The following is a 23270-nucleotide window of genomic DNA, read 5'->3' on the forward strand; positions in this document are numbered from 1 at the left end:
CCAGTTTCAGCTAAGCAAAAGGGTCAGAGTACTTTATAGCGTAATCTGACCCTTTGCTGTAGCTTCAAACTTGTTGCCAACTGGCTTCACACTCACATAATCAACTACAAGCCTTGCTGATACTGAGCATTGGTTGCAATGGTGACCAGCTGATTAAGCTCAATTTTGGCTTGTGTGACACCTTTAAGCACGTTTTCAAAGTGATTAACCAGTTGTACTTTATCAATTTCAGCTTTTGAACCAGAACCAATATTGGTTAAGTCGATAAAGAATTCATCAAACAAGTAGGATAAGTCTTCAACCGCTTCGATGTTTAAGAACTGCTCGTGGTTGTAAATACTTGGGTAGCCGCCTTTTTGCTTGTCTACCGCAAACGATATGCCTTTTACGTTAGTGATCGTCGTGGCTTTTTCGCATTTCAACATACAGCCATCTTCAATGCTGGGCTTATTACAACCCACCGTTTGTTGGAAAAAACATTGTCTGCTGGTCATCATCAAAATTGGGTGATAAATGCTATACAGCAGTTTAAAGTTTTCTGGTCTGGCGATATTTTTAATTTGATTACGGTTAATCTCGTTAGAGATAAACGCGCCTGCGCAATTGAGCTGCTCTTGCAGGGTAAGTAAAGCATAAGAGTTGGTGGTGTTTAAAAATGGCCCTGCAATCCACTCAATGCCCATTTCATAAGCTTTAAACGCGACACCGGTATTGTTTGTGACAATACGCTTAGGCTTAACCACTTCTAACACTCTTACCGCTTCGAGGTAATCTTTGCCAATAAGCACTGCTGGAAACCAAGGGATGAGTCTTGGGTTACGCAAGAATATGTCGATGTACTTGTTATCATTCTTTTTAAAGCTTTCTGGCAGCTTAAAGTAGATATCGGCCTGGGTAACATCACACAAGTTAACGTCTTTTTCATCGCTGATAAGCAAAGACAGGGTTGGCGTTTCAGTGACTTTTGGGTGTTTAGGTAACTTAGGCAAGGTTACAGCGCCTATGTATTCTCGTTGAGTTAGCTGTAACAGTAATTCATTTTTAAGCTGGGTTAATTGGCTAAACGGCAGGCTTAAGTCAGCATCTAAGCCGTCAAAGTTGAATGCTTGTAACTGGTAGCCACTGCTTTTTAAGCTTTTAAAGCGCTTTTCGATTGCCGCTTCATCAACGCGAGATTCAGTGGCTTTAGTTAAGGTCAGTGTCGAGTTAATGACAAAATGTTGCTCTGGAGTGCTAACCGCTATTGATAACGGCTGTGCCACTTTACCGGAAAATGCCAGTGACAGTGTTGGTTTAGTAATACTTAAGTGATTAATTTTTTCTGCAACTAGCTGCACAATCGCGTCTTTTTCAGACGACAATGTTTGTTGTGCTTCTTGAATTTGCACCACAGATATTGCATTACTTTTATCGTTAGCATGCTTGAAACTGTTATCGCGCGGGTTATCGATAAACATGTCTTTAGTGAGATTACCCTTTAAAAATGAGTTGGTAAAATCACGATTAAATACCCGGTGTAAATTAGAGTCATCGGCTAGCAACTTGCCGGTATCAATAAATTTATCAATTTGCTTGCGCCAGCTGTCCACTACTGTGTGGACATATTGAGCGCCTTTAATACGCCCTTCAATTTTAAGTGAATCAACACCCGCATCGACCAGTTCAGGTAAGTCAAAATAGGCTGAGTTGTCTTTTAAATTGAGCGGAAACTTGTTGCCCGCGGCAGTAATTTCGTATTCGTCACGGCAGGCCTGGCTACAACGGCCACGGTTACCCGAATTACCGACACTGACTGAGCTTGAATAGCACTGGCCAGAGAAAGCAATACACAATGCACCGTGAACAAACACTTCGGTTAGCACGTCGTGATCGTGGGCTAGGGTGGTGAGGCTTTTTATTTCGCCAAGGTTTAACTCGCGCGATAAATTAACGCGTGTGGCGCCAATTTTAGCTAAAAAGCCTATTTGACCTTCATTGTGGGTTGTAAGCTGGGTTGAGGCGTGAATGGCTAAGCTGGGGAAATGCTTGCTGACCAAATTAAACAGACCGAGGTCTTGCACGATAATGCCGTCGATGCCGGTATTAACCAATTGATTGAGCAACTTAACCAATGTTGGAATTTCGTTCTCAAGAATAACGATATTCATGGTGAGAAACACTTCACATTGGTATTGATGAGCAAGTGCGATAACACCAATTAAGTCATCGAAGGATAAGTTGGCTGCTCGGTTACGGGCGTTGAAGGTATCTAAGCCACAATAAACGGCGTTAGCACCGGCTATAATCGCAGCTTTAATCGCATCGACATCTCCACCTGGCGCCAATAATTCGATTTTTCTATTCATGATATTTTCGCTTTGTTAAGTCGTTAATTATAAATTTTATAAGCCGATTTTACGTGTATCTGCAACGGATTACTATTGATTAGCGAATGCGAATGTATTCATTTTTTGGGGATAAATGAAACAAAAAAGGTCTTCATGATTGCAATGTAATGCAATAGGAAGACCTTAATGCTAACCATCTATCTATTCATGCGCATTGACTAATACGTATTCCATAAGGGGATTAGCCTCTGGCTTCTGCTTCCGCTTGGCTTGCAAGGTATTCGTCAAATGTACCTTGAAAGTTAATCAATTTTTTGTCTTTAACATCAATAATACGCGTTGCCAAAGATGACACAAATTCGCGGTCATGGCTGACAAATATCAATGTGCCTTCAAATAATTTCAAGGCTTGATTTAACGCTTCAATGGCTTCCATATCCATGTGGTTAGTTGGCTCATCCATTACCAGTACGTTAATATCCATCATCATTAACTTACCGAATAATAGGCGGTTTTTCTCTCCACCAGAACAGTTGCGGACTTTTTTGTTGGCATCGTCATCTGAGAATAACAAACGACCTAACATACCGCGAACCATCAAATCATTGTGTTTTGGTGTGCGCCATAGCGACATCCAATCAAATAAAGTCATGTCATTATCAAAGTCAGCGGTACTGTCTTGTGGACAATAACCAATCGCGGCATTTTCTGACCATTTAATACGGCCATGATTATGCTGTAATTCATCAACTAAACAACGAAGTAGCGTGGTTTTACCCACACCGTTTTCACCAATAATCGCCAGTTTTGAACCCGCTTCAAGAATAAGATCACCGTGTTCGAATAACACTTCATCAAATCCGTGTGACAATTCTTCTAGCACCAATGCTTGGCGATGCAATTTCTTGCTTTCGGTAAAGCGAATTGACGGGGTAATGCGGCTAGATGATTTAACGTCATCAAGCTTAATTTTATCCATTTTTTTAGCACGCGAGCTAGCTTGTTTCGCTTTAGATGCGTTGGCACCAAAGCGGTTAACGAAGTCTTGTAGCTCGTCAATCTCTGCACTTTTCTTAGCATTACCCGCTAATAGCTGTTCACGTATTAAGCCTGATTGTGCCAAGAAGTATTCGTAGTTACCTGGATAAACTCGTAATTCGCCGTAATCGATGTCAGCCATGTGGGTACAAACAGAGTTCAAGAAATGTCTGTCATGCGAAATGATGATCATGGTGCATTTACGTTTGTTTAGCTCGGTGGCTAACCAACTAATGGTATGAATATCCAAGTTGTTGGTTGGCTCATCGAGTAACAAGATGTCTGGGTTAGCAAATAAAGCCTGTGCCAGTAGCACGCGCAATTTCCAACCTGGAGCAACTTGTTGCATTAAGCCAAAGTGGAATGACTCTTCAATGCCTGCTTCTAACAGAATTTCACCGGCGCGACTTTCTGCAGTGTAGCCGTCCATTTCTGCAAACTGGCTTTCTAAATCGCCTACTCGCATGCCGTCTTCGTCGGTCATTTCAGCTTTAGCATAAATGCTGTCACGTTCTTGTTTCACTTTCCACAGGCCAACATCGCCCATGATCACAGCATCAACAACGCTGTATTGCTCAAAGGCAAACTGATCTTGGCTCAGGGTACCGACTTTAAAGCCAGGTGTAATTGACACGTTGCCTGAGGTTGGGGCTAGGGCGCCACTCAAGATTTTCATGAACGTAGACTTACCACAGCCATTTGCGCCGATTAAACCGTAACGGTTACCGTGACCAAATTGAGCCGAGATGTTTTCAAATAATGGCTCAGGGCCAAACTGCATGGTGATATTAGCGGTAGAAATCAAAGCAATGTTCCAACTGTGTACTAACTGAATATTTATCAACAAAGGGCGAGTAAACAGCCGTGTGAGAATAAGACAGACGCGAGTATATGTAAGTAAATAGGCCGCGGATTATACAGGTTAGGGTTAATTTGTCGATTTATAATCTGCTAATATTGTCTATCAGTGCCTTTATATGCAGATGCGCTTAACCCCGCGGGTTAAAAGTACGATTACGCTAAATGGGTTAATCTGTGTGCAATTGATTTGACCTGGGGATAAATGGCCACATTCGCTTAGGGATCAGGGTTATGGTATCTGCGGGTGGGAAGGCTTGCTGGCTTCAGAGTAGGGCATCAATAGGTGATTCAAACTGTCACAGTTGCTCCGTTAACCCTTATATACTGTTAAGGATAAAGCTCGGTGATCTATGCTCCGCGCTTTATCCTTTATGTCGACATAACAGTATCGATAAGTTAACTGCCGATTAGTTGGCTATCGATAAGTCTGATTCTGCCGCGGCTAACATGGCAAATTCTTCATCGGCACTTTTGGCCACCAAGCGTGATGAGCTGTAGCCAAAGTAATAAGCAGCGCCAATCACAAATAAGCCTATTGTGAACAAGAATGCCCGTGGATCGAAAGCATACACACCTGTTAATGCGATTAAAGACAAGACTAACGCAATACTTGAGGTGACAATGCCGCCAGGGGTTTTGTATGGACGGATCAACTCAGGCTGCTTTATACGTAATATAATATGACTGAGTGCCATTAACGCATAAGACACAGTTGCGCCAACAACCGCCATCGCCAGCAGTAAATCACCTTCGCCGCTTAATGAAGCCAAAAAGCCAAATATTGCAGGTACGATTAATGCGCGAGCGGGGACTTTACGTGAGGTGGTAATCGATAATGAACGGGGGATATAACCCGCACGTGATAACGCAAACACTAACCGGCTATAACCATAAATAATAGAGAAGAATGAGGCCACTAAACCTGCTAAACCTAAAATATTAACCATCGTTGCTAAGCCATTATTGCCGGTGAGATTGAGCGCATCAACTAATGGCACTGCGCTGGCTCCCATGGCCGTTGCACCGCCAGCACCTGGTACTAATACCACCACGAGTAAGGCCGTGAACAGTAAAAATATCATCGCGCCAATAATGCCTTTTGGTACATCTTTGGCTGGATCTTTGGCTTCTTCAGCGGCTAACGGCACGCCTTCAACCGCTAAAAATAACCACATGGCAAACGGCAGTGCAGCCCAAACACCGTACCAACCTAAGGGTAAAAACTCACTGGCACCTGCAGCATCAGTAACCGCAATATCATAAAGCCGGGTTGCATCAAAGTTGCCAATAAGCACCACTGCAGTGGCAATAATAGCGATAACAGCTAATCCACTGATCACCATCATCACTTTAAGAGCTTCACCCACACCAGCGAGATGAATGCCCACAAACACTAAATAGAAGAGTGCATAAACCCAAGGACCATTAAAACCGAGTAATGCTTGCACTGCAGAACCAATAAAAATCACGATTGCAGCAGGCGCGAGAGCATATTCAATTAATACGGCTAGTCCGGTTAGGTAACCACCAGCAGGGCCCATGGCTTGGCGAGCAAAACTGTAACCGCCACCCGCGGCAGGAATAGCCGCTGACATTTCAGCCAAAGATAACACTAATGCTAAATACATGATCGCCATTAATATCGCTGCTATGGCAAATCCGCCCCAGCCAGCTTCAGCGATGCCAAAGTTCCATCCAGCAAAATCACCAGAAATAACGTATGACACGCCCAAACCTGCTAGCAACACCCAGCCGGCGGTGCCGCCTTTTAGTTGCCTTTTGGCAAGGTACTCTTTGTTGTTATCTGACATAATTAACTCTCCAGTAGTATTTAATTTTTATTTCGAATGAGTATTTAACATATTGAATTTATTCGCCGTTATTCAGCGATTAAGAAATTTTGCCTTGGCTGTTGGTGTTCAATCACATCGTCTTGAGTGCGATCTTTTAAATTGACTCCTGTTAGTTTGAGTTTTTTGGCCTCGGTTAATAAATACAACGCACGTTTGGCTGCCTCTTTATAAGGCAACCCCGCAGGGCGAATGTTAGAAATACAATTTCGACAGGCATCATTAAGTCCTGTTTTAGGTGCCCAAGTCAGATATAACCCAAGGCTGTCTGGTGAGCTGAGTCCCGGGCGTTCGCCGATAAGCACCATCACCACTTGGGCATTTAGCAGCTGGCCAATATCATCGCCTATGGCCACTCGGCCTTGTTCAACCAAGGTAATTGGCGCGATTTTCCACTGTGTGATTTGCGGCTTGAGTAGGGTGAGTAATTCGTTGATAAAAGCTTGAGCATTAAGCTTCACCGCCAGTGATGACAAACCATCAACCACCACGATGGCAAGATCGTATTGGCTGTGGGTCGTTGGTCCTTGGCTATTCATGTGGCTTAATAAGCTGTCACGACCACTTTGGGACAGTTTTCGTCCAAGATCAGGGCGTTGCAAATAGGTAATACGATCATCTGCCTGACTGTGAACCTTGATTGGGCTAACCTTATCCAGTAAAGGAATACTGGCCAGTTGCGCTGCGAGTGCATCAATGTCCAGAGGGAAATTTACCGCGTCGCGAGCTTGTGCATGCGATAATTGAAACGCTAACAATTCTGCTGTGGGTAAACTAATGCCTGCTCTACCAAGACCAATGCGGGCGTCAGTAAAGCGGCGCAGATCGCGCCAAGGATTGGCCACCACCTTGCCATTATCTTGATGTGATATGCCAGTATCGACAGCATTATTAGATTGCTTTACATCAGGCGTGCTCATTTTGCGCCTCCTTGCAAAGCATAAAGCGGTTTGGCAAATGCGCTGGGTAGCGTGCTCGATAAAACAAAGTCGGTGTTATTTTTCATGATGTTCATTTTGGTTAGCCAGTGTTCAAACTCGGGCGCGGGATGCGCGTCCAGTACTCGGCGGACATACAAGGCATCATGAAATGAGGTGGTTTGATAATTAAGCATAATGTCGTCTGACCCAGGAATACCCATCACAAACGAGCAACCGGCAACGCCTAATAAAGTGAGCAGATTGTCCATGTCGTTTTGGTCAGCTTCAGCGTGGTTGGTGTAGCAAACATCACAGCCCATTGGCACGCCTAACAACTTGCCGCAAAAATGATCCTCTAACCCTGCGCGGGTGATTTCTTTACCATCAAATAAATATTCAGGACCAATAAAACCCACCACAGTGTTGACCAGTAATGGTGAAAACTTGCGCGCGACGGCATAGGCTCTAGCTTCACAGGTTTGTTGGTCTAACCCATGGTGAGCATTAGCAGACAACGAGCTGCCTTGGCCTGTTTCAAAATACATTACGTTATTGCCAACCGTGCCCCTGTGTAGGCTTAATGCGGCATCTTGCGCTTCAGCTAAGGTATTGAGGTTAAATCCGAAACTGGAGTTGGTTGCTTCAGTTCCGCCAATCGATTGAAACACCAAATCGACCGGGGCACCCGCTTCAATACATTCAATGGTGTTGGTGACATGGGTGAGAACGCAGCTTTGGGTTGGAATGTCATATTTTTGGATCACATCATCCATTAACTTCATTAGCTTAATCGCTTGTGCCACGTTATCGGTTGCAGGATTAATGCCGATAACCGCATCACCATTGCCATATAGCAAACCATCAAGTATTGACGCCGCGATGCCATTAACATCGTCGGTTGGGTGGTTAGGTTGTAAGCGGGTCGATAAGTGTCCGGGTAAGCCTATGGTATTTCTAAAAGCGCTAGTGACATGGCATTTTTTAGCCACAAGAATAAGATCTTGATTACGCATGATTTTACTTACCGCAGCAGCCATTTCTGGGGTAATACCCATTCTGACTGCGGCTAATACTTGCGGTGTGGCGTAGTCACTTAACAGCCAATTACGAAAATCACCAACGGTTAAATGGCTAATATAAGCAAATGCCTGGGTGTCGTGTTCATCGATGATTAAGCGGGTCACTTCATCTTGCTCGTAGGGAATGAGAGCGTCATTAAGAAACGTTTTTAAGGGCACATCAGCGAGTGTCATTTGGGCAACGGCTCGTTCTTTGGCTGATAAGGCAATTACGCCCGCTAAGCGATCGCCCGAGCGTTGCGGCGTTGCCTTGGCCATTAGCTGGGCCAAGTCTTTAAATTGATATGTTTGGCTACCTAGAGTGTAGCGATACGAATGGCTCATTTATTACCTCACCGTCAACGATCAAACCTTGGTACAGGTTTTGCTGCTGTAATCGTTAATCAACTCATTTAATTAATTCAATACCAGCTTAATTCGTACCAAGTGGCTATCAAGTTTCGGCAAAGTCATTTTTTATGTTTTATATCAGAAAGATAAAATGGATTTAATCAAGATAATAAGGTGGGGTTAATCAATCTTTAACGCTAGGAGATGACAGATGGAGCACCATTTTAATCAGCGCGCACCAAAAAAGAGCGTGGTGCAAACCAATGACATCGATGAGCAAGCGCATAATTTAACCCAATGGCAGCAAGTTTATGATCAGGTCAGTAACGGCAGTTTTTATGGTTGTATTGAGGGCCTTGATTATCCAGACATGCATTTATTCAAAGAATTTACTCAACGAGCATTAAGGCAGCAGTGCAACATTGCGCCTAATTCTATTTGGTTGGGCATTCCATGTCGTTCTGAGCAAAGTAAAATAAATGGTTTACAGCTTGATAATCATCAGTTGATGTGTCGAAGCAGTGATTATGATTTTGAGTTAATCACCCCTGAGCAATTTACTATTTATGGTGTGGTGCTTAATCAACACAGCTTATATTCCATGGCTGAAATACAAGGGCTGTCGTTGAAGAACTTATCAACGCGAGGAGCGGAACGGATTGATTGCAATCCAATTTTACTCAATCAAACTCGTTTGATGATTGAAAAGCTGATTAACCACAGTGAATTAGGCTTGCGCCTCGATCTTCAGCAAGACATGTTAAGCACCTTAGCACTGAATTTATTAAGCCAACCAGCATCAACGCAAACGGTGGCCCCCAGTTATCAACATCGTTTAGCCGTCGTTGAAAAAGTTAAAGCTTTTATCGATGATCATCCGCAACAGGCCGTGACCATCACTCAGCTTTGTGAGCTTACTTTTGTTAGCCGCCGCACCCTGCAGTATAGTTTTGAGAGTATTTTAGGTATTAATCCATTGCGCTTTTTACGATTAACCCGTTTGAATAATGTTAGGCGAGAGCTTAAACAGCCTGATCTACACCATCCTATTTCAGTGGTTGCAGCAAACTGGGGTTTTTGGCATCCAGGCCAATTTACTAAAGATTACACCCAATTATTTGGCGAGAATCCATCTCTTACCCGTCAGCGATATCAGCCAGCTTAACCTTAACTAATCACAATCGTTAGAGTGCCACATTGCAATAATTAGGCGCACCAAATCAATTGAACTTAAGCCGATGGCTAAGCGTATCAATTGCGCTGCCGGTGATTAATTAATCATCTTCAGCTAACATTAACTGTTATCAACTAATATCAACTAATATCAATAACCACCAATTACCGTAATGACACTTGATCAGAAGAGGGAACTTATGCAGCACAAATCCGTCGATAATATTCCGCAAGAAGCCTTTGATTGGTATGACGCCTATGCTCATGGTGGCATGGACCGACGTACCTTTATGACTAAATTAGGCTCGTTAGTGGCGTTAGGTTATTCAATGAGTGTTCTGACCTCAGCGTTACTGCCTAATTATGCTTTAGCTGAGCAAGTGTCATTTAATGATGCCGACATTAAAGCCACTTATACCCAATTTGATTCGCCTTTAGGTTATGGTAAAGGCCAGGGCTACTTAGTTGAGCCCACCAATAAAACCGCTTTATTACCGGTGGTATTAGTGGTTCATGAAAATCGTGGTTTAAATCCATATATTGAAGATGTTGCTCGCCGTTTAGCGAAAGCGGGTTTTATTGCATTTGCGCCTGATGCGCTTTTTTCACTCGGCGGTTATCCTGGCAATGACGATGAAGGTCGGGCAATGCAGCAATCATTAGACCGAAGCAAAATTGAGCAAGACTTTGTTGCCGCGGCTAAGTTTTTCAAAGGCCATCAGCAAAGTAATGGCAAGCTGGGCGCGGTCGGCTTTTGTTTTGGTGGTTATATTGTGAATTATCTTGCCGCCGTGGAGGCTAATTTAATTCAAGCTGGGGTGCCTTTTTATGGCACACCAGCGGCTAAAGCACTTAGAAAAAACATCAAAGCCCCTTTACTGATTCAGTTAGCTGAATTAGATGAAAGAGTGAACGCAACATGGCCAGAATATGAGGAGGATTTAAAAGCCGTTAATGTGCCATATCAAATGCACATGTATAACAAAGCCAACCACGGATTTCATAACGACTCTACCGGCCGTTATGATGAAGCCAATGCAGAGCTTGCGTGGCAGCGAACATTAGATTTTTTCAATAAACAAATTAGTTAACCATTTTATTTTAATGATAAATATCTACATGGATGTGGATATAGGAAAGTAAATTTGAATACTTGTGCCTTTATTTAATTCAGACTTTACGACAATCTTGGCGTCATGTTGCTCGAGTATTTGCAGCACTATTGACATACCGATACCCGTTCCAGTCCCGACGGGTTTTGTGGTGTAAAATGCATCAAATATTCTTTGCTGAACCTCTTCAGACATTCCACAACCATTATCGGTAACATTTAATAATATCTCATCATTAACTTGAGTCAGATCGACACCTATCTTTGAGGTATGATTTGTCATGTACTCGCATGCCTGTATGGCGTTAACCAGAATATTAATGAGCACTTGATTGAGCTCACCAGAGTTAAAAATGATCTTTGGCACTGGTTGTAGATTTTGTGTAACAAGGACATTTTTAAGTTTCGGTCCTAATAACTTTAACGCTATCTCAACAGCAAGCAGTAGATCGACTTCTGATAACTGATCAGCATCTGTTCTCGCAAAAAATAATAGGTTTTTAACAATATCTTTTATGCGTACCAACCCATGTTCGGTATCCGAAATCAGCTCAGGTAAGTCACTCATTATAAAGTTGATATTTCGAGTGTCAGCCTCATTTAAGCTGTCTTTCGGTATCACGTTAAGCAAGTCAGAAACATAGGCATTTAAGGTTGTTACGTTACTGCTGACAAACGCGAGCGGGTTATTAATTTCGTGAGCTACGCCCGCCGCTATTGTGCCTAATAATGCCAGTTTTTCTTGCTGTATAAGTGATTTTTGTTGATTTTTAATTTGCACTATTTGGCTTTCAAGTAATACGTTTCTTTCGTATAACTGACGTATTGAATCTTCGAGCAACTGCTCGACCTCAATACGTGCTTTTTTCTCTCGCTGATAGGCTGCTAAATATGGATCAGGTTTATCAGTCATTAATTAACTCAATATTTAAAATACATTTTTCATCACCATGGTGCATACAGACATCATGCTTAATGGTGATGGCTTGTTGATAATACTCTGCAGCGCCAAAGATAAGGCCTTCTGCACAAAAACATAATTTACGTGGTGAATGATAAGTTAGTTCAATATTGTGGTTATTTACTAGTACACAACTAATGGTGGGTAAAGCGGGTTCATGGTAAAGCTTGTTCACTTCAACATGAATAACATTATGAATACCCATCACCAAGGAAGTGAAACCTGAAAAACGTGTCATTACACCAGTATGTCTAGTGGCTAATCCTGAAAATAAATACTGTCCAAAGGCTTTTACTACTTGTTGCAGAGGAACATTGAGCAGCGCAGCAACATCGGTTGCAATGGCAAATAGCTCCGTTTCAGGGTAGTTTTTAGCAGACACATAAACCCGATTTTGTGGCGTATGTTTTTCAAGTAATGTGTTCCAAACCTCCATGCCAGCTTGTTCAACTATCATTTCTTCAAGCACATTAAAGATAATGCCTTTCATAGCGCCTCTCAATTTTAGTCTATGTGAAATAAAGTACAGGGTGTAACTTGTCTTATTTGTCCCCTGAGTATGGCAATGATTGCAGCGTAAAACCAGTGTTTAAAATAAATACTAATAGTTTTTGACATTCAAGGTTGTCGTCACCATAATGTTTAGAGGACAAATGAGACAATGTGGAGATTGTAATGCCGATACCTGTAACCATTGCCGACGATTCAATGATGTCAAGAAAAGTTGTTAGACGCGCTTTACCCGCCGATTGGGATATTGAAATAACCGAGGTCACTAACGGTAAAGAAGCTCTTGAGGCCGTTGAAGCTGGAAAAGCTGACGTTCTTTTCCTAGACTTAACTATGCCTGAACTCGATGGCTTTGGTGTACTCAGCTACTTAAATGAGCATAAAACGAAAACTATCGTCATTGTGATTAGTGCCGATATACAGCCAGAAGCGAAAAAGTTAGTCGACAAGCTTGGAGCGTTTCGGTTTTTGCACAAGCCATTGAACTCTGAGCAATTATCACAAGCATTAATCGATGTGGGGCTGATATGATTTATCAATTAAGTGAACTGCAGCGTGATGCATTACAGGAGTTGATGAATATTTCAATGGGCCAAGCAGCCAATTCGTTAGCGAGGTTAATTGGCGCTAAAATTACCCTTTCTATTCCACTCATTTCCTCTGTTACCCCCACTGAATTTGTCGATATGATCAGTTCAGATGTCATGTGGCATACTCGGCAATCTTTTTTGGGCACAGTAAAGGGTGAGGTCGTTTCGCTACAATCGCACGCGGGTTGTGAAGCCATTGCTGAGCTGATGGATTATGAGCTGCCTTTGTCAGATATTACCCGTGAAGAGCTTTTGCTTGAACTGTCAAATATTCTAGCTGGAGCCTGTTTAAATGGTTTTGCCGAGCAGTTAGAGCTGACCACCAAGCTGAGCATGCCGACAGTATTTGAACCGGAAAAACTGTCGCCAGAACACTATCGTTGGGCTCACACTTTACTCATGGAAGTTGAATTTAAAGTAGAGTCCAGTCATTTTGATTCAAAAATTGTTATTTGTTTAGAAGCAGAGTCAATTTCGACGTTATTAAGTCGATTAAATAGCTTGTTGGAGTAACGATGACGACCCTCGCAGTATTAGAGAATCTCACTGCAAAATTGCCTTTAGGGGTATGTGTTCTTAATGAACAATTAGAAATAGAGTACTGGAATGACTTTTTTGCTGATCGGCTGAACATCAGTTGTGAGCAAGTAAAAGGGCAAAATTTGCTGACTCTTTTCCCAAATGAAGCAAAATATTTAAAGAAAAAGATCAACAGTGTATTTGTATTGAACAATGCTAGTTTTTCATATTGGGAACACAGACCACACGTATTTTTATTCAGTAGTAGCCGCCCAATCACAGGCGAAGAAACATTAATGTACCAAAACATAGAGTTTATACCGTTACACGTTAGCAATAATGTGGTTAAAACCGTATGCATGATAGTACAAGACGTCACTGAGTTGGCGAGTTATTACCAGGGAAAGAAACAACTTTCTGAAGAGTTAGCACAAGAACACTCAGCATTACTGACGCTAAACACTAAACTAGAAGCCGCGCAGAATCAGTTATTACAAGCAGACAAAATGGCTGCCATTGGGCAGTTGGCTGCGGGCGTCGCTCATGAGATAAACAATCCTATTGGTTTTATTCATTCTAATTTACAAAGCCTACAAGATTATTCAACTAAGCTATTAAATTTGATCAGCTTTTATGAAAAGGTGGTGAATAAAACCCAAAACAAAACCTTTATGGCTTTGCAGCAAGAAATGCAAGAGCGCAGTCAATATTCGTTTTTACGTGAAGACATGCCTGAATTAATTAATGAGTCAATTACCGGAATAGATCGCGTCACTGATATTATCAAAAATCTTAAAGTGTTTTCACATGTCGACAGTAGTGAATGGCAGCATGCTAATATTATTGAAGGTATTGAAAATACGTTAAAAATTGCCAACAGTCAGCTTAAATATAATGTTGAAGTCCATCGCGAATTTCAGCAGCCATTACCGGCATTATTTTGCCAGCCAATGCAGTTAAACCAGGTGTTTTTGAATTTAATTGTCAATTCAGCCCAGGCTATTGATGGTAAAGGGCACATTTACATTAAGGTATCGGCGAGCAGCACAGCATTGGTTATTGAAATAAAAGATACCGGTTGTGGCATAAGTGAATCGGCACAGCGTAAAATTTTTGAACCATTTTACACCACTAAACCTGTAGGTCAGGGAACTGGCTTGGGATTGTCATTGTCTTATAGTATCGTGCAAAAACACAAAGGTAGTATTGTGGTAAGCTCCGAGCTTGATGTGGGCACCACCTTTGTAATAACCCTGCCATTATTAACGCCTAGTGACCTTGAAACACCATCATAGTAAGCGATCTTAACAAGAGAACAATTGCGTTAAGCGCGCATTAAACTCATTACACACTTGATTAAGATTGCCCCCATCTCTTAGCGCGGCTTCTGCCTGTTGTGCTGTTGCACTCACGTCGTGTAACCCTAAGCAGGCACTGGTTCCCTTAATTTTATGAAATAGCATGACAACTTGTTTATGCTCTGAGGTTGCAGCAAGCAAATTTAACTCGTCAGGTATGGCGCGTAAACTTTCCAAGTAGTCCTGTCGTAACTCGTCGAATCCGTCCATCTCTTGTTGTGCACTCATACTAGTAATATCTTCATTAGGCAGTGTTATATCATGTTTTGATAAACAAAATTGTATGGTATTTAACAGTTGTGTTTTATCGATAGGCTTGCAAAGCGTTGCGTTAAAAGGCGATACGGTGTCGCTTACAGGGTGCTGTTCAAACACATCTGCACTCAGTGAAATAATCACCGATTCAAACCCATGACGTCTCATTGCTTGACCCGCGCTCAAGCCATCCATTATTGGCATTTGCTGATCCATAATAATGATATCTGGGCGATGTTTGAGGGCAATATCCAAGGCTTGTTGACCATTCTCCGCAAACAATAACTCCATATTAAGTGACTTAACGTAAGCAGCCACTAAGATGCGAATGTCTTCAACATCATCAACAATGAGCAATTTTCTACCATGACTTGCACTGGTAGGCAATTCAGTTGCTATTACAGTCGAGTCTTTTATTGGTTTTTGCAAAGCGCTGTGGGTGTTAAAACTCAGCATGAAAGTCGACCCTTGACCAATCTCGCTGGTTACCGTGAGTGATATGTCCATTGCATCAGCAAGTTGTTTGCTAATATACAAGCCAAGTCCTGTACCGCCATAATCTCGACTCGTGCTGGAATTGGCTTGGGTAAATGCCTCAAACAGGGTGGACTGTTGCTGTTTGCTAATGCCAATACCTTGGTCTATTACTTTGATGCTACAGCTTTGCGCAGTTGTTTTTTCAGCTTTAAGGGTAATCGATCCTGTGGCGGTAAACTTTACCGCGTTACTGAGTAAATTAAGTAATATTTGTTGTAATCGGAAAGGGTCGGCCATGATATGAACGTCAGTAATGTCACTAACATCATAGTCAATAGACAAGCCTTTTTTGTGCGCCATTTGCGCCGTACTATCGATAAAGTCAGTCATAAAATGGGCAAGATTAATCGATTCTAATGCGATGCGCATTTTGCCTTGCTCAATTTTAGCTGTATCGAGAATATCATCAATTACATTTTGTAAGTGCAGAGTATTTTGATTTATACGATTAAGCGTGCGGTAGGTATCGCCCGTTGCTTCACTAAGCAGTTCTTCAGTAAAACCCTTAATAATAGTAATCGGTGTGCGGATCTCATGACTCATATTTGCTAGAAACCGGGTTTTAATTTCTGCGAGCAGTTTTGCTTTATCACGTTCTTGTTCCAGTTGCTGAGTTCTGTCTTTGACTCTTGCTTCTAATTCATTATTGAGAGTGCTCACTTCTGCCATTGATTTGTGCATAGCTTTGCGAGAATCGATTACTCGCTTTTGCAAACCATTAATGCTTTCAGACAATACTTCAAACTCAAGTGCTGTGGTGGTAAATGTCAGAGGCTGTGTATTAGGTTTATCAGATCGCCAGCGATGAGTGTGGCGGGTAATTTGTTCTAATGTATTGGTGTACTGATGAATTAATCGACCAGACAACACTGTGATGTATTGCAGCAATAACAACGCTGATATCATCGCAATCGATAAATAAATAAAATAGCGAATCACAAATGAGCGGGTGTCTAAATAGTACAGCGCAGTCCAATTCAATTCGTCTAGGTGTTTTCGTATAACGATATAACGACCGTCAGATGTGAAGGCAATTGGTTCAACTTTATTGAATATATGCTGTCCAAATACAGAGCTTGTGAAAGGTGTCATTAATGGCCGTTCTGTCCAGACACGACCTAACTGTCCTAAGGTATCGCTACCCCAAATTTTCTTCGAGTCTCTGTCGAGTAAAATACGGTTAGAATCCATATCATCTGAAGATTTGAAGGTATTGGTTAACGTTTTAAGATTGACAGAAATCTCGACTACCCCATCAAATGTACCATTTTGGAAAAGCGGTGCGCTGACCGCAAATAATCGATCTTCACCCAGTCCTCTTCCCTGAAAGGTCTCACTGACATAGCTTTTGCCCAATTCCTTAGGTTTACTGAAATAACTCCGGTCGGCAACCGATGTCTTTTGCATTTTACTGTTAGGTAAGTCGGCTTTATAAAATAGTGAAATAAGGCCATTCTTATCGGTGACCAGTGCAGATATCAGTTCTGCTTGTTGCTCAGTTAACTTACGTAATGTGTTTTGGTCAATATTGTCATGTCCTAAACTGGCGATAAGTTCTGTATTGCCGATATAACGTTCGATATGACGTTGGATTTCATTAATAAATTTACTTTGTTCATTATCGTAATACTGCAGAACGGATGATATGTGGAGACTGATAGCACCTTGTAAAATAAATGCGATTAAAATCGTGCAGGGTACGGCGCTATACAAACCAATTCGATGGCTTAACTGCAGCTTTAAGCTTTGATTTTTTTGATTTTTTGGGGTGATTGTAATGACATTTAGCATTAACGCCGTTTTGGTGCATAAAATAAAAATACAACCGTTTAACAGTGTGGCACTGACTAATAACGCTGGTGATTCAGTAAAAATGGGATACGCAAATTGATGGTAGATAAAGCCTATGGCGACAGTATAAACACCCATTATTCGCCAAAGAGGTTGTTTCAAATTTAATGTTAATAACATCAAGCAAAACAGCTGCAAGATACTGTTAAATAATTCAATGTTACTTGCTATTGGAACGCTGACGATAGCAAGAGCCAACAGAGACCAGATAAAACCTAAGCGAATGAGGATAATTGAAAAGGCAATGTTACCGATGAGAAAAGGTACGACAATAGGCAGTTCGATCGCCATAGCATTGGCGATAAATCCCAACAGTGTTGTGGTGCAAAAAAACCACAATCGTCTTAATGAAAACGACTTTGAGTAAAATAGTCTGGTAACAATATCCATCATATCGGCACGATTACCTGTAAAAAGTGCGGGTAAATATTATTGTTAATTCGGTTGTTGAGTTGATCATATATTTTATTCTTCCTGGGTATCCGTTTGTTCAACTCGCTCTGCTTTGATGAGCAATTTTTCGTTATTTTTTGTCTGATAGCGGTATAAGTTCTGCAGTGTTTTCTCGCAAAACACATGGCCTTTAGGTAATAACAACATGTGTTTACGATTGTATAAATTTTGAGTTAAGCGCATACCTTCGGTGATTTGTTCAATAAGCAGACCATCATCTAATTGCGCATCTGAATGGTTAATCGTTTCTTGGTCCTGGTAAGCGGTAATGATTTGCCCTAGCACATTGACGACTTTGGGGTCATACACGTTACCTTGCTGTAGTTTGATGTGTTTATATATTTCTTCTTTGGTGAGGTCTTTAGTATGATCTTTTGCATTTTGTTGTTCAAATAACGCTAACCAAAAGTCTCTTGCAACGGCTAATATTCGAGCCCCAATATGAATGTTTTGGGCCACTTTTTGTAACGGTTCACCCGTACCATTATAGTGCTCATATTGACTGCCAATGATCTCACTCATCGTCGATAGGTGAACCGCTGGTGCTAGCATTTCTTCTGCCAATTGCGGGTGTTGAAAAAAGCGTTTCTGGGCTGCACTACTGAGTTGGTCGTATGGGCCAGTAAGGCAATGTGCAGGCAAGCCTAGTTTACCCAGTTCACAGTATAGACCTGCTTTACTAATTAACTCGACATGAGCTTTATTCATCTTTAATGCAGTGGCTATGTGACCACATGTTTCACTCACTTGCAGTGCAAACTTGCCATTTAATGCAGGGTTAATACTGATCAAATTATAAAGAACTTCAAGTGTGGCTTTTTGCTCATTACCACGTGTACTGGCCAACAGTTTGTATTGATATAATGTCTTTTTCAATTGAGTGGTTCGTTGCTGAACCATCTCTTCTAAGTTATTGTTTAATTGTTTTAGTTGCTTGTTCTGCAGAGTAATTTTTTTTGTCAGCAACTTGTTAGCTTCTACGAGACGATAGATTTCTAAGCCTTCATGAACTTGAGCAAGTAGCTCTGCGTTATCCCAAGGTTTTTGAATATAACGATGAATTTTACCCACATTAATCGCACTAACGGTTGATTGAATATCAGAATATCCAGTCATTAAAATACGATAAGCATCCGGTTGAAGCACTGCCGCTTGTGCAAGGAATTCAGCACCTGTCATATTAGGCATACGCATATCTGAAATAATGATATTAACTTTTTCTGTTTGCATAAGTTCAAGCGCTTGTTGGCCACTTGATGACAGTAATAGCTTCACTTTTGAAGACATGAATAAGCGTTGCAGCGACTTCAAGATGCTGGTCTCGTCGTCGACACACAAAATAATAGGCATTGATGTTTCTAATGAGCTCATAATGTCCTTAATTTCTCGCTTGTCTTATTTGTCTCTTAGATTAAGTTATGCTATAACGGTTAATTAATCAAGATATATGATGGATAACATTCTATGAAGACATTACGACCCAGTGACATTGCGCAATATTGCGATGTACACCAGCGCACCGTAAGTCGATGGATTGCTCAAGGGCGATTAAAAGGACATAAACTCCCAGGTCGAGGTAATTATCGTGTATTACTAGACGATTTTATTATGTTTTTGCAAACCCAAAAAATGCCTATGCCTGAGGAGTTATTAAGTCACTCTAACCAAATTGATTCAGTGAAAGAATTGCCCAAGCGCATTTTAATTATTGACGATGAAATTGAAATTAGAAATGCGATCCGCCGCGTATTGATACCCAGCGGCTATGAATTTTCATTTGCATCTGATGGATTTCAGGCTGGGGTTAAAGTGCTTAGCGATAAACCTGACCTTGTTACACTCGATTTATCTATGCCTGGATTAGACGGTTTTGAAGTACTGCAGTTTATCCGCCAACAACCAGAGCTAAACCATCTAAAAATTTTAGTGGTGTCAGGGTTATCTGAAATTGAATTGCAAAAAGCATTAGATTTAGGCGCAGATGCCGTATTACCAAAACCATTCGATAATGAGCAATTGCGTTCAGCGGTAGATAAATTTTTTAATTAACTGGTAGAAATATGACGAATAAGCTGTTGATTGTTGATGATGAAGAGGCCATTTTACGGGCATTAAAACGATTGTTTGCTCGTGCAGGCTATCGGGTATTTACTGCAACCAGTGGTTATGACGCGCTCAACATCATGGCTCAAGAACATTGTCAGGTGATTATTTCTGATTTTAGAATGCCAGTAATGAACGGCTCGCAATTATTGGCGGCCATAAAAGCGCAATATCCTACAAGTCTGTGCATGATCCTCAGTGGTTTTACTGATTTTAGTTCAGTATTAGCGTTACTTAATTCTGGTACTGTGTTTCGTTTTTTACAAAAACCCTGGGATGAAACGCTTCTTTATTCCGAGGTTGAAGCCGCTTTTATTGCTTACAACAAACACTTTGACGAAAATGAAGTCAATCAATTAATGGCCAATAGCGCAGAAGCCCTGATTGAACTTTATCCTAACGGCCAGATCGGCAGAGTTAATGGTGTTGCCAAGCAAATATTTAATCTAGATTCCAGCAGTATTTTAATCGCCGATGTGTTTCCATTTTGCTCCTATGAATGTCTGTTAACGCTATTTAGTAGCAATATTGATAACGTGGTGCTAAAGGCAACCACTGGCAAAAATGTCGAATTCGTGTTGAAGAAAACGACAGATAAATCGCGCTTTTTTGAACTGCAATTTATGAATAAAAATGATGGTGCATTGCCATATAGAAAACAATTAGCCTCATTTTTAGATCAAAACGAAATCGTTAATTTAGCTGATTCACTGCTCGAGACCGTCACGCCATTTGCGATGGTGGCCATCCACCTTAAAAATTACAGTTATTGGACTGAGATAATTGGCCCGGTGGCGACTGAAAAGTTATTTGATGACATTGCGTTAACCTTATTTACTCAGTCTAAAATATCTTCCTCAGCGTTAGCTTTTTTGACTAATGAGCATTTTGTGTTGCTTATGGATAATTTTACCAACGAGCATGATTTGCACAAACAACTCACTGATTTTATCGCCCCCTTTAGTCATACTAGCTATTCAGATAAATCAGTCAGAGTTGAACTGGTCGTCACGTATTGTATCGCCAGAGAAGATGGTGATAATGCAGCCCAATTACTCAGCAATGCATTAATCTCTAATCGCTTACACAGAACGGGTCATTCGCATTTCTTTATGCGCTATGATGCGGCAATTATTGAGCAAAAACGCAAGCAACTGTTTATCAGCAAAGCCTTATTCCACGCGGTCGACAATCAACAACTCTATTTGCATTTTCAGCCTAAGTTTGATTTAAATCAGCGCAAAATTACCAGCTGTGAAGTGTTACTCCGCTGGGAACATCCACAATTAGGCAATATTTCCCCTGTGGTGTTTATTCCGATAGCAGAGCGAGAAGGGCAAATTATAGAGCTAGGTTATTGGGTCATTCATGCTGCGTGCATGGCAATATCAAATTGGACCCAAAAAGGTATCAGATTCGATAAAGTCGCAATAAATATATCGGGGAAACAGCTATCCCATGCCGATTTTATTCCCAGAGTGGAAGCATTATTAGCAGGATTTGATATTGATATGTCGACTCTGGAATTTGAACTCACTGAGTCATGGTTGGTTGATAATATTGAAGAAAGTGCAGAAAAGTTAACCCGATTAAAAAATGCCGGTATCAGTATTGCTATTGATGATTTTGGTACCGGTTACTCATCATTGTCTTATCTTTCAAAACTGCCTATTGATGTGTTAAAAATTGACCGGTCGCTAATTATTGATATCTCAGACAATTTAAATACTCAAAGCATGGTCGGTAATATCACTCGAATGGCCCACGACTTAGGCATGAAAGTTGTTGTGGAGGGGGTAGAGCACATTGAGCAAATGTTGATCCTTGAAAAACTTAACTGTGATGTCATTCAAGGCTACTTTATTGCTCGTCCTCAAGATGAAGACAGTTTTACTCGGTTGATTGCCAATGCCGACGCATCAATTGCTGCGGTAATGGGGGGAATATGAAAAAATTATCTGTGCTGTTCATCGATGATGATATGTTTATGCTTAAAGCACTGCAACGCACCGCTCGACGAGCTCAGCCAAACTGGGACTTTTATATTTGTGAAGATGCCCTAAGTTGGCAAGATGCATTGCCTAATGGGGTGTTGCCCGATGCAATATTTTGCGATTACCTTATGCCTGAAAAAAATGGCGATGAGCTTCTTGAAGAAATAGCTGCGATTATTCCCTCATCAGTAAGAGTATTACTCACTGGCGATACCGCCGAAGATGTGGTCTCAAAAGTTAGTGAAGTGTCGCATTTTGTACTAAAAAAACCCTTTGCAGCAGCTGATTTAGAAGATGTGTTCTTTTGTTTGGAACGCCTCGATTCGCTTAATTTTAGTTTAGAAATGCGTAACAAATTAGGTCGAATTGGCTATTTTTTTCCGTTACCCGAAATAGCTGCACAGTTAAGAACATTATTTGCCATTGATGATGTTGATATTGGACAAACTGCAGACCTTATTAAGCAAGAAGCGTTTATTGCGGCAAAAATTATTCAAATCGCCAATTCGGCTTTTTTAGGCTACCACAGTAAAACCGTTTCGTTAGAAGAGGCCATCAAAAGATTAGGTCTTAAAATGACAGAAACCATTGTAATATCTATGCTTGTCAATAATTGTATTGCGCCAAAATTACCCATAGAAATTCACAAAAAGGTTAATGAGTGGGCTTTTAATTATTCAAAACTTAGTCGCCAGTTAAGCCAGTCATTGGGCTTTAAAGCCGTTCAACTTGATAATGTGTTTATTGCTTCGTTACTGAGTGGCATCGGTCGTTTAGTGTTTATTGCTGAAGCAAATGAATTTATTAATATCGATGCCGATGATAATAAAATGATACTCGATGAAGCAACCTCGTTAACTGTGTATATATTGACGCTATGGGGCTACCCGCTGGAATTATGTCAAATCATTTTAATGCAAGACAAGCCTGACTTTGCCGCAAAAGGCTTAACAGATCAAAAGTTGGGGCTCATTATGTATGTAGTGAAAGTATTTTTGTCTGGTCAACTCGATGAATTTGCAAAAACCAACCTAAAAACCTTGATAGAAGATGTCGATATTATTGACTGGATAGATAATTGTTAATAGTAAAAATGTAATCAAGGATGATTACATTAATCTCACTCTTCGCTGGCTAATTTGTATCATAATTATTTTGCTGTTATTTATTAATACTTAACGATCCCACGTCTAGATAATATAGCCTAATTGTCTTTAGCTAAAGCCACTGATACTTCGCATTTACATAACCAGCTTTCGGATGCTCAGAAGCACGTTACACCGACAAAAGTGATGGCCCAAGCGCGTAAAATTTGCCTCATTATTCTCATAATGTTTGACGTTAGTTGCCCAAGAGGCATGCCTGTGTAGCGATTAAGCTGCTCGACATAGTGGATAATATTATCGGTTTACTATGTTGAGCAGGATATGTCAGTCGGCTTATAGTTGCA

At 41.1% G+C, this 23270-nt stretch carries 17 protein-coding genes; 8 read left to right on the top strand and 9 right to left on the bottom strand.

The features are described 5' to 3' along the window. Positions 1 to 104 precede the first annotated feature (104 nt). The 5 genes from H5164_RS11900 to H5164_RS11920 all read right to left on the bottom strand — a co-directional run bounded on the left by H5164_RS11900 (position 105) and on the right by H5164_RS11920 (position 8399). Entirely contained in the window at positions 105 to 2345 is a 2241-nt protein-coding gene (locus tag H5164_RS11900; RefSeq protein WP_182756295.1) for a peptidase U32 family protein, read from the bottom strand. Positions 2346 to 2568: 223 nt separating this feature from the next. Further along, positions 2569 to 4170 (bottom strand): ABC-F family ATPase, encoded by a 1602-nt coding sequence (locus H5164_RS11905; protein WP_124014803.1) that lies wholly within the window; start codon positions 4168 to 4170, stop codon positions 2569 to 2571. A gap of 463 nt (positions 4171 to 4633) precedes the next feature. Beyond that, entirely contained in the window at positions 4634 to 6037 is a 1404-nt protein-coding gene (eat, locus tag H5164_RS11910) for an ethanolamine permease (RefSeq protein ID WP_182756297.1), read from the bottom strand. 68 nt (positions 6038 to 6105) lie between these two features. Continuing rightward, positions 6106 to 6996: an ethanolamine ammonia-lyase subunit EutC gene (gene eutC, locus H5164_RS11915; RefSeq protein ID WP_182756299.1), complete on the bottom strand. Its 891-nt coding sequence runs from the start codon at positions 6994 to 6996 to the stop codon at positions 6106 to 6108. Beyond that, a complete protein-coding gene (locus H5164_RS11920) occupies positions 6993 to 8399 on the bottom strand; it encodes an ethanolamine ammonia-lyase subunit EutB (protein ID WP_182697312.1) in 1407 nt (468 codons plus the stop codon). The genes eutC and H5164_RS11920 overlap by 4 nt, the downstream gene beginning before the upstream one ends. Positions 8400 to 8616: 217 nt before the next feature. Between H5164_RS11920 and H5164_RS11925 the strand changes: the two genes are divergently transcribed. Together H5164_RS11925 and H5164_RS11930 are read left to right on the top strand one after the other, a co-directional pair. Then, the gene (locus H5164_RS11925; RefSeq protein WP_182756301.1) at positions 8617 to 9570 is read left to right on the top strand and encodes a helix-turn-helix domain-containing protein; all 954 of its coding nucleotides are present in this window, start codon (positions 8617 to 8619) and stop codon (positions 9568 to 9570) included. A 208-nt stretch (positions 9571 to 9778) separates the two neighbouring features. Beyond that, complete coding sequence (locus H5164_RS11930; RefSeq protein WP_182756303.1) at positions 9779 to 10669, top strand: dienelactone hydrolase family protein; 891 nt, start codon at positions 9779 to 9781, stop codon at positions 10667 to 10669. A gap of 24 nt (positions 10670 to 10693) precedes the next feature. On the opposite strand, the gene H5164_RS11935 is transcribed toward H5164_RS11930, so the two are convergent. Both H5164_RS11935 and H5164_RS11940 read right to left on the bottom strand, forming a co-directional pair. Beyond that, complete coding sequence (locus tag H5164_RS11935; protein ID WP_182756305.1) at positions 10694 to 11602, bottom strand: sensor histidine kinase; 909 nt, start codon at positions 11600 to 11602, stop codon at positions 10694 to 10696. Further along, positions 11595 to 12140 (bottom strand): heme NO-binding domain-containing protein, encoded by a 546-nt coding sequence (locus tag H5164_RS11940; protein WP_124014810.1) that lies wholly within the window; start codon positions 12138 to 12140, stop codon positions 11595 to 11597. The genes H5164_RS11935 and H5164_RS11940 overlap by 8 nt, the downstream gene beginning before the upstream one ends. Before the next feature lie 185 nt (positions 12141 to 12325). Here H5164_RS11940 and H5164_RS11945 point away from each other — a divergent pair, with 185 nt between their 5' ends. Genes H5164_RS11945 through H5164_RS11955 form a run of 3 tightly spaced genes read left to right on the top strand, consistent with a single transcriptional unit; the run spans position 12326 to position 14564 of the window. After that, complete coding sequence (locus tag H5164_RS11945) at positions 12326 to 12691, top strand: response regulator (protein WP_182722890.1); 366 nt, start codon at positions 12326 to 12328, stop codon at positions 12689 to 12691. Further along, complete coding sequence (locus H5164_RS11950; RefSeq protein WP_124014812.1) at positions 12688 to 13263, top strand: chemotaxis protein CheC; 576 nt, start codon at positions 12688 to 12690, stop codon at positions 13261 to 13263. The genes H5164_RS11945 and H5164_RS11950 overlap by 4 nt, the downstream gene beginning before the upstream one ends. A 2-nt stretch (positions 13264 to 13265) precedes the next feature. After that, entirely contained in the window at positions 13266 to 14564 is a 1299-nt protein-coding gene (locus H5164_RS11955; RefSeq protein WP_182756307.1) for an ATP-binding protein, read from the top strand. Between the two features lie 9 nt (positions 14565 to 14573). On the opposite strand, the gene H5164_RS11960 is transcribed toward H5164_RS11955, so the two are convergent. Both H5164_RS11960 and H5164_RS11965 read right to left on the bottom strand, forming a co-directional pair. Beyond that, positions 14574 to 17561 carry an ATP-binding protein gene (locus H5164_RS11960; RefSeq protein ID WP_182756309.1) on the bottom strand — a complete coding sequence of 996 codons (2988 nt, stop codon included), beginning with the start codon at positions 17559 to 17561 and terminating at the stop codon, positions 14574 to 14576. Between the two features lie 174 nt (positions 17562 to 17735). Beyond that, positions 17736 to 19094 carry an HD domain-containing phosphohydrolase gene (locus H5164_RS11965; RefSeq protein ID WP_165870023.1) on the bottom strand — a complete coding sequence of 453 codons (1359 nt, stop codon included), beginning with the start codon at positions 19092 to 19094 and terminating at the stop codon, positions 17736 to 17738. 93 nt (positions 19095 to 19187) lie between these two features. On the opposite strand from H5164_RS11965, the gene H5164_RS11970 reads away from it, so the two are divergent. The 3 genes from H5164_RS11970 to H5164_RS11980 are packed head-to-tail and all read left to right on the top strand — an operon-like array spanning position 19188 to position 22905. Beyond that, positions 19188 to 19772, top strand: a complete 585-nt coding sequence (locus H5164_RS11970; RefSeq protein ID WP_182697316.1) for a response regulator — start codon at positions 19188 to 19190, stop codon at positions 19770 to 19772. Between the two features lie 11 nt (positions 19773 to 19783). Beyond that, complete coding sequence (locus tag H5164_RS11975; protein WP_182756312.1) at positions 19784 to 21775, top strand: EAL domain-containing protein; 1992 nt, start codon at positions 19784 to 19786, stop codon at positions 21773 to 21775. Beyond that, positions 21772 to 22905 (top strand): HDOD domain-containing protein, encoded by a 1134-nt coding sequence (locus H5164_RS11980; protein WP_182756314.1) that lies wholly within the window; start codon positions 21772 to 21774, stop codon positions 22903 to 22905. The genes H5164_RS11975 and H5164_RS11980 overlap by 4 nt, the downstream gene beginning before the upstream one ends. The last annotated feature ends 365 nt before the right edge of the window (positions 22906 to 23270 follow it).

Source organism: Shewanella sp. SG41-3 (assembly GCF_014164545.1).
GTDB classification, from domain to species: Bacteria; Pseudomonadota; Gammaproteobacteria; order Enterobacterales; family Shewanellaceae; genus Shewanella; species Shewanella vesiculosa.